The organism is Bradyrhizobium sp. Ses1, from assembly GCF_059512365.1.
The window spans coordinates 69,090-80,932 of sequence record NZ_JCAMOQ010000041.1; the positions used below are offsets into that span (position 1 = coordinate 69,090).

Consider the following 11,843-nt stretch of genomic DNA (forward strand, 5'->3'; position numbering starts at 1 on the left):
AACCATATGGAAGAAGCGCCTTGGCTCAGCCATTTTGTTGACGGATCAAAGGGATGGTAATGAGAGGATAACGGCTGGACGGATAAGCGGCACGGCCAAAGGGGAGCCCTTCGAAGGGATTGGTCGGCAAGCCGTGCGTTTGGCGTGCCAAGTGGGATCTTGCGGTAACGGGATGGGGTCGATTGACAGGTATATTTTCCGCACGACGCTCGCGTCGTTTGCGGTAGTCCTGATCAGCCTCACCGGCGTGATCTGGATTACCCAGGCGTTGCGCGGCATCGACCTGATGACCAGCCAGGGTCAGACCATCATCACCTTCCTCGGTATCACTGGCTTGGTGATTCCGGCACTCGTCCTGATCATCGCGCCGATCGCGCTGATGATCGCGGTCTCGCACACGCTGAACAAGCTCGCGACCGATTCCGAGATCATCGTGATGAACGCGGCGGGCTTTTCTCCATTCCGCCTGTTCCGTCCCTTTTTCTACGCCACCTGCGTGGTCGCCGCGCTGGTCGCCTTCATCGGCGCCTATCTCGCGCCCGACGGCATGCGGCGCATCAAGCAATGGGACGCCGAGATCACCGCCGACGTGCTCACCAATATCCTGCAGCCCGGCCGCTTCGCCCAGCTCGACCAGAACCTGACGATTCGGATTCGTGAACGCCTGCCGGGCGGCGTGCTCGGCGGCATCTTTGTCGACGATCGCCGCGATCCCAAGGAGCGCGTCACCATCATCGCCGACCATGGCACGGTGCTGAAGAACGAGAATGGTTCGTATCTGGTGCTGGAGGACGGCAACCTGCAGCGATTCGAAGCCGGCAAGCGCGACCCTGCCCTCGTCGCCTTCGGCCGCTACGCGTTCGACATGTCGAAATTCTCCAGCCAGCGCGACGTCACGCTGGGGATTCGCGAGCGATATCTGTGGGAATTGATCTGGCCCGCGGCTGATGATCCGACCTTTGATCAACTGTCCGGCCAGTTCCGCGCCGAATTGCACGACCGCTTCATGGCGCCGATCTATCCGTTCGCATTTGCCGCACTCACATTCGCCTTCCTGGGCGCGCCGCGCACGACGCGCCAGAGTCGCAATTTCTCGATCGGCGGTTCGGTTCTCGCCGTGCTTGGCCTGCGCATGGCCGGATTCGCCTGCTCGGTGATGGCGGTGAAATCGTCGCTTGCCGTCGGCGCACAGTACCTGATGCTGCTCGGCGGCATCGGCGTCGGGCTCTGGATGATCATCGGCGGCGTGGTGGTGGAGCCGCCCCCCGGATTGATCGAAGCCATCAACAGGTCCAATGCGCGGATCGCGCGCCTGTTCGGAAGGCCGGCCACCGCATGAGCATGGTCACCAACACGCTCGGGCGCTATTTCGCCGGCCGCTTTGTGATCTCGGCCGTCGGCGTGTTTGTCGGCATCTTCGTGCTGCTCGTCCTGGTCGACTACATCGAGATGGTGCGCAAGACCTCCGGGCTGGTCACGGCCTCCGCGATCACGGTCGCCGAGACCTCGCTGTTCCGCGTCCCGCAGCTACTCGAGAAGCTGATGCCGTTCTGCGTGCTGATCGGGGCCATGACCTGCTACCTCGCGCTGTCGCGCCGGCTCGAGCTCGTGGTCGCGCGCGCCGCCGGCGTTTCGGCCTGGCAGTTCATCTCGCCTGCGCTGGCGAGCGCGATCGTGCTGGGGATCGGGGCGACCACCGCTTACAATCCGATGTCGGCAAACCTGCGCGAGCTCTCCAAGCAGATGGAAGCTGAGCTGTTCGGCTCGGCGCCCGGCGGCGGCATCCAGGACGCCTCCGGCTTCTGGCTCAACCAGGTCAACAGCGAGGGCCAGTCGATCATCAACGCCGCCCGCAGCGAGCAGCAGGGCGTGCGCCTGACCGGGCTGACCGTATTCCGCTTCGACACCAGCCTGCAGTTCAAGGAGCGAATCGAAGCCCGCGAAGCCTCCCTCGACGAGGGCCGCTGGGTGTTCAAAGGAGTACGTCGATACTCCCTCGACAAGCCCCCGATCGATCAGGACAGCTTCTACCTGGCCACGACGCTGACCCCGGCCCAGGTCCGCAACAGCTTTTCCACCCCGGAAACTGTGTCGTTTTGGCAACTACCGAACTACATCCGCTCGTCGGAGAGCTCGGGCTTTGCAACCGCGGGCTACCGGCTGCAGTACCACAAGCTCATTGCACAGCCGTTTTTGCTGGCTGCGATGGTGCTTTTGGCCGCTTCGGTCAGCTTGCGCTTCTTCCGGTTCGGCGGCGTGCAAAAGATGGTTTTGAGTGGCGTGGGTGCGGGCTTTCTGCTCTACGTGCTTTCGAAAGTAACTGAAGATTTGAGCAAGGCTGAGTTGATGCATCCCATCGCTGCGGCGTGGTTGCCCGTGTGCGTGGGCGGCCTCACCGGTTTCTTGGCCTTGCTATATCAGGAGGACGGGTAGTGGCCGTTGTCGCCGCCCGCCAGTTGGAGTCGCCTGCGTTCAGGCAGCGCAGTACCGTGCGCCGTCAGCGGACTCGCTTGGCCGGCTTCCTACTAACCTTGACCGTTGGATTCATTCTTACGGCGACGATCGGCGTTGACCTGACGACGCCCGCCGCCGCGCAGAGCTTCACCTACAATCCGCGGCCGCCGAAACCGACTCCGGCCCCGCCCCGGAATGACGGGCAGATGCTCGTGCAGGCGACCGAAGTCGATTACGACTACAACAATCAGCGCGTCTCCGCGGTCGGCAACGTGCAGATGTTCTACAACGGCACCAGCGTCGAGGCCGACAAGGTCATCTACGACCAGAAGACCAAGCGCCTCCATGCCGAGGGCAACATCCGCTTCACGGATGCCCAGGGCAAGATCACCTACGCCAACATCATGGATCTCAGCGACGACTACCGGGATGGTTTCGTCGATTCGCTGCGCGTCGACACCGAGGATCAGACGCGCATGGCGGCGACCCGTGCCGACCGGTCCGCTGGCAACTACACGGTGTTCGAGAACGGGGTCTATACGGCCTGCGCGCCGTGTAAGGACGACCCGAAGAAGCCGCCGCTATGGCAGGTCAAAGGCGCCCGCATCATCCATAACCAGACCGAGAAGATGCTCTATTTCGAGAACGCCCAGCTCGAGTTCTTCGGCGTTCCGATGGCGTACATGCCCTATTTCTCGACGCCCGACCCGACCGTGAAGCGCAAGAGCGGCTTCCTGATGCCGAATCCCAGCCAGGCATCGACCTATGGCTACGCCGTCGAGATCCCCTATTATTTCGCGCTCGCCCCAGACTATGACGCGACCTTCAACCCGCGCTTTACGACGCGCCAGGGCGTCCTGCTCCAGGGTGAATTCCGCCAGCGCCTGCTGGACGGCTCCTACTCGATCCGCGCCTATGGCATCGACCAGCTCGACCGCGGCGCCTTCGCCGGCCAGCCGGGCGACCGCCAGTTCCGAGGCGGCATCGATACCCACGGCCAGTTCGCGATCAACGACAAGTGGGTCTGGGGCTGGGACGGCGTGCTCCTGTCCGACTACTACTTCTTCCAGGACTATCGGCTTGCCCAGTACCGGGACCCATTCGCGGCGTTCCTGAGCCTGCCGACAGAAGCGATCTCGCAGCTCTACTTGACCGGCGTCGGCAATCGCAGCTTCTTCGATGCGCGCACGATCTATTACCTGAGCTACTCCGGCAACCAGAGCCAGGTGCCGGTGGTCCATCCGGTGATCGACTATAACAATGTGATCAACAGCCCGATCTTCGGCGGCGAGTTCAGCTACAAGGTGAACTTCACCAGCCTGACGCGGGACCAGGCGGTCTTCGACCCGATCACGACGCTCGCCAACACCGCCGGCCTGTGCACCACGGCATCCGCCGATCCCCTGGCCCGGATGCCGTCGCAATGCTTGTTGCGCGGCTTCCCCGGCACCTACACGCGCCTGACGGCCGAAGCTCAATGGCGGCGATCATACACCGACCCGTTCGGCCAGATATGGACGCCGTTCGCGATCGTTCGCGCCGACGCGATCGATTCTTCAGTCTCGAATCAGCCCGGTGTTTCGAACTTCCTTCCCGTCGGCGAGACGCAGGCGCTGCGCCTGATGCCGACCGTCGGCCTCGAATATCGCTACCCGTTCATCAATGTGCAGCCGTGGGGCACCACCACGCTCGAGCCGATCGCGCAGGTCATCATCCGCCCGAACGAGACCTATGCCGGCAAGCTGCCTAACGAGGACGCACAGAGCCTCGTGTTCGACACCAGCAACCTGTTCTCGGTCGACAAGTTCTCCGGCTATGACCGTGTCGAGGGCGGCGGCCGTGCCAACGTCGGCGTGCAGGCGACCACCCAGTTCGATCGGGGCGGTGCCGTGAAGGTGCTGTTCGGACAGTCCTACCAGTTGTTCGGCCTGAACTCGTTCGCGGTCGCCGATGCGACCAATACCGGCCTCGATTCGGGCCTGCAGCATGCCGCATCCGACTATGTCGGCAGCGTCAGCTATTCGCCCAACCGGACCTACACGTTCAGCGTCCGATCGCGAATGGACGAGGCTACCTGGAACATCAACCGCTTCGAGGCCGAGGGACGCGCGAACTTCGACCGTTGGTCGGTCAGCCTGCTCTACGGCAACTACGCGGCCCAACCGGAACTCGGCTATCTCACCCGTCGCGAAGGCATCCTGACCACCGCCTCGGTCAAGGTCGCCTCGAACTGGGTGGTATCCGGCTCTGCGCGTTGGGACCTTGAAGCGAACAAGATCAATCAGTACGTCGTCGGCGCTGGCTATGTGGACGACTGCTTCGTGCTGGCAGCGAACTATGTCACGTCATACACCTACTCCACCCCCTCGACGCCGCCAGTCCTCAGCCACTCGTTCATGTTCCAAATCGGGCTGCGGACGATCGCGACCACGACGACGACGGCTGGCGGCGCGAACGGCGGCTTTCAGTAGAGCGTGATCCGCACCGCCGAAATTCGGTGCGGATAGGTTGATATGGCTGATATGACCACATCGCTGAGATGACCATGACGACGTTACCCCTTCGCCTTTCGACCCTGGCTCCCGCGATCGCGCTCGCGCTGATGCTCTGCGGCACTTCGCCGCTGAAAGCGCAGACCGTGGCCGTCATGGTCAACGGCGAGCCGATCACCAACTACGACATCGAGCAGCGCACCAAGCTGAACTTCCTGACCACCCACAAGCAGCAAAACCGGCAGGAAGTGATCGAGGAACTGATCGACGAAAAGGTGAAGATCAAGGAAGCCAAGAAATTCGGCGTTGACCCCTCCTCCTCCGACATCGAGCAATCCTATTCCGCGATGAGCGCGCGGATGCGGATCTCGCCGGAGCAACTGACGAAGTCGCTGGAGAGCCAGGGCATTCGCGCCGATACGCTCAAGTCCCGCATCAGGGCCGACATGGTTTGGACCAGCCTCGTGCGTGGCCGCTACAAGGAAAGCCTCCAGGTCGGCGAGAAGGATGTCGCGGCCGCCGCGCAGGAAGGCGGCGAAAAGACCGAGATCGAAGCTTTCGAATACAAGATGCAGCCGATCGTGCTGATCGTACCGCGCGGCTCCACGCCGGCATTGGTCGAAGCGCGCAAGAAGGAAGCCGAGGGGCTGCGCGAGCGCATCACGAGCTGCGACGAAGCCAATTCCTATTTCAAGACCATACCCAACGCGGCGATCCGCGACACCGTGACCAAGACCACGGCCGACATCCCGCCGAGCATTCGCGAGGTGCTCGACAAGACGCCGATCGGCCATCTGACCCCGCCGGAGATCACCAAGCAGGGCGTGGAGATGGTCGTGCTGTGCGGCCGCAAGACGACGATGATCGACTCGCCGAAGAAGAGGGAAATCCGCGAGAAGATGTACGCCCAGAAATATGAGGCGAAATCGAAATCCTATCTGCAGGAAGTCCGCAAAGCGGCCATGATCGAATATCGCTGATGATGTCGAAGCCCCTTGCGCTGACATCCGGCGAACCCGCAGGTATCGGCCCGGACATTGCGCTTGCCGCGTGGTTGCGGCGTGATGAACTGAAGCTTCCGCCGTTTTACCTGCTCGGCGACCGCGAGTTCCTCGCTGAGCGCGCGCACCGTCTTGGCCTTGCGGTCGAGCTCGCCGATGCTTCCCCCGAAGAGGCGCTCGGCACGTTCGCGAGAGCCTTGCCGGTCGTTCCGGCCGGCAAGCCGGCGACGGCGCGGCCCGGCACGCCGGATGCGACCAGCGCGGATGCAGCGCTATCCTCGATCCGGCGCGCGGTCGCTGACGTCATGGCCGGCAAGGCCGCCGCTGTCGTCACCAACCCGATCGCCAAGAACGTGCTCTATCGCGCCGGCTTCGGTCACCCCGGCCATACCGAATTCCTGGCCGAACTCGCGGCCAAGAACGGGGTCGCGCCGCAGCCCGTAATGATGCTGTGGTCGCCCGAACTCGCCGTGGTGCCCGTGACGATCCACCTTTCGCTGCGCGAAGCGCTTGCACTGCTCACGACTGACTTGATCGTCTCGACGGCCCGCATCGTGGTGGCCGACATGAAGGCGCGCTTCGGGCTTGCCCGCCCGCGCCTGGCAATTTCGGGTCTCAATCCGCACGCCGGCGAAGACGGTACGCTCGGCAGCGAAGATATCGAGATCGTGGCGCCGGCTGTCGAGATCCTGCGCAGCGAAGGTGTCGACGTCCGCGGACCGCTGCCGGCGGACACGCTGTTCCACAAGGCGGCGCGCGCCACCTATGACTGCGCAATCTGCATGTATCACGATCAGGCGCTGATCCCGATCAAGACCATCGCGTTCGATGACGCGGTCAATGTCACGCTGGGCCTGCCGTTCGTCCGGACGTCGCCGGATCACGGCACGGCGTTCGACATCGCCGGCACCGGCCGCGCCAATCCGTTGAGCCTGATCGCGGCGCTGCGCCTGGCCGCAAGGATGGCCGCGACGAAGCCTGAATGAGCGCGCTCGACGATCTGCCGCCGCTGCGCGACATCATTCGCGAACACTCCTTGTCGGCGCGCAAGTCGCTGGGCCAGAATTTTCTGCTCGATCTCAACCTCACCGCGCGGATCGCGCGCGCCGCGGGTCCGCTCGAGGACTCGACCGTGATCGAGGTCGGTCCCGGCCCAGGCGGATTGACCCGGGCGCTGCTCGCGCTCGGCGCAAAACGCGTGATTGCCATCGAGCGCGACGAGCGGGCGCTGGCTGCGCTCGACTACATCGTGAAGCGATACCCGGGACGGCTGGAGATCGTGCATGCCGACGCGCAGCATTTCGATCCCCGCCCCCTGCTCGATGGCGGCAAGGCAAAGATCGTTGCCAACCTGCCCTACAACATCGCGACCCAGCTTCTGGTCGATTGGCTGTCGATCGAACCCTGGCCGCCCTGGTACGACATGATGGTGCTGATGTTCCAGCGCGAGGTCGCCGAGCGGATCGTCGCGCAGGAAAACGGCGAGGCCTATGGCCGGCTTGCCGTGCTCGCCAACTGGCGCACTGAGACAAAGATCCTGTTCGACATTTCGCCGTCGGCCTTCGTGCCGCAGCCGAAGGTCACCTCGTCGCTGGTGCGATTGATACCACGCGCCGCACCCGAGCCTTGCGACCGACGCGCGCTGGAACAGGTGGCGGCCGCAGCCTTCGGTCAGCGCCGCAAGATGCTACGCCAGAGCCTGAAGTCACTTTCGGTCGATCCGGCTCGGCTCGCCGCCGCAGCACATGTCGATACCACCCGACGCGCCGAAACTATTCCCATCTCCGGCTTTGTTGCCATGGCTCGTGAATTGGCCAATATACGAAACACAACATCAAACATTGCCTAAGGAGCGAACGCCATGGCGCAAATGGTACGCCAGTCCCTCGTCAAATTTGATGCGCCGTTGTGCGAGACCATCGCCGAGACGCCGAAGCCGCAAGGACGCGAAGTCCTGGTCCGCATCGAGCGTTGCGGGCTCTGCCATTCCGACCTGCACATCCAGGATGGTTACGCCGATCTCGGCGGCGGCAAGAAGCTCGACACCACGCGCGGCATGACCCTGCCCTTCACGCTCGGCCACGAAATCGCAGGTGTCGTCGCGGAAGTCGGCCCCGATGTTCCGACTGACCTGATCGGCAAGAAGAAGGCTGTGTTTCCGTGGATCGGCTGTGGCCAGTGCCGCGACTGCCTGAACGGCGATGAGAACCTCTGCGTCAAGCAGCGTTTCCTGGGCGTGTCCATCGACGGCGGCTTCGCCAGCCATGTCCTGGTGCCCGATGCAAAGTACCTGCTCGACTACGATCCGCTGCCGGTCAATCAGGCGGCGACGCTGATGTGCTCGGGCGTCACGGCCTACGGCGCGCTGAAACGATTGGTGGATCGCCCACGGCAGCGCAACCTGCTGCTGATCGGCCTCGGCGGCGTCGGCATGATGGGACTTTCCTTCGCACAGGCGATGTTCAAGCAACCGATCTCGGTCGCCGATCTCAGCCCAGCCGCGCGCGAGACGGCGCTACAGAACGGCGCAGCGGTCGCCTACGACCCGGCCGAGCCGGACATCGTCAAGCGCATCCTGAAAGAGACTGAAGGCGGCTTTGACGAAGTGGTCGATTTCGCCGGCAACGAGAAGTCCATGGCGTTCGCAGTCTCCGCGCTGGCGCGCGGCGGCAAGATCGTCGTCTCCGGCCTGATGGGCGGCACTTTCAGCCTGCCGATGGTGCAATGGGTCTACAAGCGCATGACCATCGAGGGCTTCATGGTAGGGACGCTGGCCGAGGCTCAGGAATTGATGGCGCTGGCGCGTGCCGGCAAGATCAAGCCGACGCCGATGCGGGAAGAACCGATGGCCGACGTCCAGAAGTGGATCGACCAGTTGCGCGCCGGCAAGGTCGTCGGACGCATCGTTCTGAAGAATTAGTTCACCGGGCGAGGACGGCAGCGTCGATCCGATCGGCGCAGCCAACGGCATCACCGTGATCAGCAGTGGCCGTATTTCAAACCATTCCGGCTCGGGAAGTTTTCGGCACTCCTGTGGCTGCGTCGGCCGCTCGACTGCCTCCAAGCAATAGCTGCCGGGTGGCTTCCCCAAGCCCCGATCTGCCGCAATTGGGGCGGTCGGCAAGCCCAAATTAAGCCCCACCCGCTCCGGATTTGCGGCGCATTGCGACCCAACTTCCTACCGAGAGTTAGGGGTTAAGGGGTAGCCGGTGTTATCGGGGATGTAGATGTCAAAGCGTACCGCCCAATTTATTTCAGCACTTGTTGCTACGATGCTGGCGGGTGCCAGCTTCACCGCCGGAGCAGAAAACAGTACCGAGAGTGCCGACAGCGCCAAGACTGCCGACAGTTGCCTGTCGGCTCCACAGGGGGCTGCGCCTGCAGGAAGCCATTGGTATTATCGCCTTGAGCGCTCCACCAAGCGCAAGTGCTGGTATGTCCGCGAAGGGAGCAGCAAGGCGGCGAAGGCCGCGCCTGTACAGCAGGAATCCCCGCCGCCGGCCGAAGCCGCCAACCCGTCCCAGCCGGCGGCCAGCATCAGCCCGTCGGTCGCAGATGCGCGCGCTGAGCTGACCCCACCCCAGGCGGACGCCAAACAGAAGCTCGCCTCCGCCCTCGACAACGCGCCGCCTTCCGTCGGGGCACCCGCCTCCGGCTCGCTGGTTTCGGCACGCTGGCTTGACCAATCGAGCATGGCCGCATCCGGTGGCACCAAGGTCGCCGCCGCCGATAGCGGCGCGAGCCCACAGGAAGAGCCGGCGGCGGCGCCGCAATCCGCGCCGCCGCCGGCGCCCGCGGCAACGACGCATTCGACCGTTGAGAAGCAATCAACCTCGACGCTGTTGTTCATCATGGCAGGCACACTTGCGCTCGCCGGCCTGGTCGGCGGCCTCATCTTCCGGCTCAACCGCACGGGCACGCCACCCTACGAGGTCGATAATGAGTGGCGCGCGCCCTGGGACCGCGATCACGCCGAGCGCGCCCCTCAACTGGCCGCCGAGCACAAGGAGATCCCGCCACGTCCGGTCGAATCGCCGCGAGCGCCTCGCATCGAAGCGGAGCAGCGGGAGCCCGGGCCTGAGCCTTCGTTCGAAGATACGCAGCGGGAGATCAAGGAAATGCTCGCGCGTCTGGCGAAAAGCGCGACCGCCTGAGCGGAGTGGATCACTTCTCGAGCTGACGCTGCAGGTTGCGCACGAACTCGGTCAGGCCGGTGCGGCGCTCGCGCTTCAGCCGCTCCGCCTTCAGGATCGACTGCACTTCGGCGAAGGCGTGATCGACGTTCTGGTTGATGACGATGTAGTCGTACTCGGCCCAATGGCTGAGTTCGTGGGTGGCGCGATTCATCCGCCCGCGGATCACTTCCGCGGAATCCTGCGCACGGGTGTGCAGGCGCTTCTCGAGATCAGCCGCCGACGGCGGCAGGATGAAGACGCTGACCACGTCGGCGCGCGCCTTCTCGCGCAGTTGCTGGGTGCCCTGCCAGTCGATGTCGAACAGCACGTCCTGTCCGGCCGACAGCGCGGCTTCGACCGGCCGGCGCGGCGTGCCGTAGCGGTTGTCGAACACGGTCGCCCATTCGAGCAACTCGCCCTGAGCGACCATCTTCTCGAATTTCGTCTTGTCGACAAAGAAATAGTCGCGGCCCTCAACCTCGCCCGGCCGCATCGGCCGCGTCGTCGCCGACACCGACATTTTCAGGCCGGGCATCCGCTCGATCAACAGCCGCGACAGCGTGGTCTTGCCGGCGCCTGACGGCGACGACAGCACGAACATCAGCCCGCGCCGCTCGACCCCGTCAAAGCCGTGGGCCTCTCCTTGGGCCACCATTATCCTCACTCCAGATTCTGAACCTGCTCGCGGAACTGCTCGACCACGTTCTTCATCTCGAGCCCGGTATTGGTGAGCTCGATATCGTTCGATTTCGAGCAGCAGGTATTGACCTCGCGATTGAATTCCTGTGCCAGGAAATCCAGCCGGCGTCCGATCGCTCCGCCCTTGCCGATCATCTCACGCGCCTGCGCGACGTGGGACGCGATGCGGTCGAGTTCCTCGCGGATATCGGCCTTGGTCGCGATCAGGATCGCCTCCTGGTTCAGCCGATCCGCATCGAAACGGTCGGAGGTCTCCAGCAGCGCCGCGACCTGTTCGGCAAGTCGCGCGCGGATCGCCTCCGGCTTGCGGCCCGGTGCCGCTTCCGCCTTCCTGGCGAGCTGTTCGATCTCGTCCATCCGCTGGATCAGCACTTGCCCGAGCGCCGTACCCTCGCGGCGGCGCATCTCGACGAGATGGGCCAGCGCCTGCTCGAAGGCCAGCGCGGCGGCCTCTCTCGCCGCCTTGTCCTCGGCCTCGTCGCTTTCAGGCTCGACCACCTCGATCACGCCCTTGATGCCGAGCAATCCGTCAATGCTCGGCGCCACCGCGTCGATCTTCTGCGCCAGTTCGCCCGCGACCTTCACGATCGAGGCCAGGACGTCTTCGTTGATGCGCACCCCCGACACGGCGTTGGCGCGCTTGACATTGAGATTGGCATAGACGGTTCCGCGCGACAGCACTTCGCTCGCGCGCTTCTTCACCACGGCCTCAAGCTCGTCCCAGCCTGGCGGCAGCCGCAGCCGCAAATCAAAGCCCTTGGCATTGACCGACTTCAGTTCCCACTCGAAGGTATAGGGGCCGCTCGCGCCATGGCTTCGGGCAAAACCGGTCATGCTCGATAGGGCCATCGCATAAAACTTTCTGACAAGAGATGTGAGACTCGCTGGAACGCGTGCGACCTTAAGCCGATTTAACCGAAAGTGGAATTACGTTCGCCGCGACGGGCTAGGCTGTGTGGACTCTTGGGATTCTCAAATCAGACGGAACGTGATTCAAGGCTTTCTTTTAGGAGGAAGCCTTG

General features: G+C 63.7%; 10 protein-coding genes. 8 read left to right on the forward strand and 2 right to left on the reverse strand.

Annotated elements, in window-relative coordinates; genetic code table 11:
- The first annotated feature begins 172 nt into the window (after positions 1-172).
- The 8 genes from lptF to AC5ZG5_RS33400 all read left to right on the forward strand — a co-directional run bounded on the left by lptF (position 173) and on the right by AC5ZG5_RS33400 (position 10,101).
- On the forward strand, positions 173-1,339 hold the full coding sequence (gene lptF, locus AC5ZG5_RS33365) for an LPS export ABC transporter permease LptF (protein ID WP_028165902.1): 1,167 nt from the start codon (positions 173-175) through the stop codon (positions 1,337-1,339).
- On the forward strand, positions 1,336-2,433 hold the full coding sequence (gene lptG, locus AC5ZG5_RS33370; RefSeq protein WP_028165903.1) for an LPS export ABC transporter permease LptG: 1,098 nt from the start codon (positions 1,336-1,338) through the stop codon (positions 2,431-2,433). The genes lptF and lptG overlap by 4 nt, the downstream gene beginning before the upstream one ends.
- Positions 2,434-2,531: 98 nt before the next feature.
- Positions 2,532-4,925 (forward strand): LPS-assembly protein LptD, encoded by a 2,394-nt coding sequence (locus AC5ZG5_RS33375; protein ID WP_245287413.1) that lies wholly within the window; start codon positions 2,532-2,534, stop codon positions 4,923-4,925.
- Between the two features lie 68 nt (positions 4,926-4,993).
- A complete protein-coding gene (locus AC5ZG5_RS33380; RefSeq protein WP_028165905.1) occupies positions 4,994-5,926 on the forward strand; it encodes a SurA N-terminal domain-containing protein in 933 nt (310 codons plus the stop codon).
- Positions 5,927-5,928: 2 nt separating this feature from the next.
- Positions 5,929-6,933, forward strand: a complete 1,005-nt coding sequence (pdxA, locus tag AC5ZG5_RS33385; RefSeq protein ID WP_456645257.1) for a 4-hydroxythreonine-4-phosphate dehydrogenase PdxA — start codon at positions 5,929-5,931, stop codon at positions 6,931-6,933.
- A complete protein-coding gene (rsmA, locus tag AC5ZG5_RS33390; RefSeq protein ID WP_130229785.1) occupies positions 6,930-7,796 on the forward strand; it encodes a 16S rRNA (adenine(1518)-N(6)/adenine(1519)-N(6))-dimethyltransferase RsmA in 867 nt (288 codons plus the stop codon). Before pdxA ends, rsmA begins: the two co-directional genes overlap by 4 nt.
- A 12-nt stretch (positions 7,797-7,808) precedes the next feature.
- A complete protein-coding gene (locus AC5ZG5_RS33395) occupies positions 7,809-8,867 on the forward strand; it encodes an alcohol dehydrogenase (RefSeq protein WP_456645254.1) in 1,059 nt (352 codons plus the stop codon).
- Between the two features lie 307 nt (positions 8,868-9,174).
- Positions 9,175-10,101 (forward strand): hypothetical protein, encoded by a 927-nt coding sequence (locus AC5ZG5_RS33400; RefSeq protein WP_456645255.1) that lies wholly within the window; start codon positions 9,175-9,177, stop codon positions 10,099-10,101.
- Between the two features lie 10 nt (positions 10,102-10,111).
- Here AC5ZG5_RS33400 and gmk read toward each other — a convergent pair whose 3' ends face one another.
- Both gmk and AC5ZG5_RS33410 read right to left on the reverse strand, forming a co-directional pair.
- Positions 10,112-10,777: a guanylate kinase gene (gene gmk, locus AC5ZG5_RS33405; RefSeq protein ID WP_208826945.1), complete on the reverse strand. Its 666-nt coding sequence runs from the start codon at positions 10,775-10,777 to the stop codon at positions 10,112-10,114.
- A gap of 5 nt (positions 10,778-10,782) precedes the next feature.
- Positions 10,783-11,670 (reverse strand): YicC/YloC family endoribonuclease, encoded by an 888-nt coding sequence (locus AC5ZG5_RS33410; RefSeq protein WP_456645256.1) that lies wholly within the window; start codon positions 11,668-11,670, stop codon positions 10,783-10,785.
- Between the last annotated feature and the right edge of the window lie 173 nt (positions 11,671-11,843).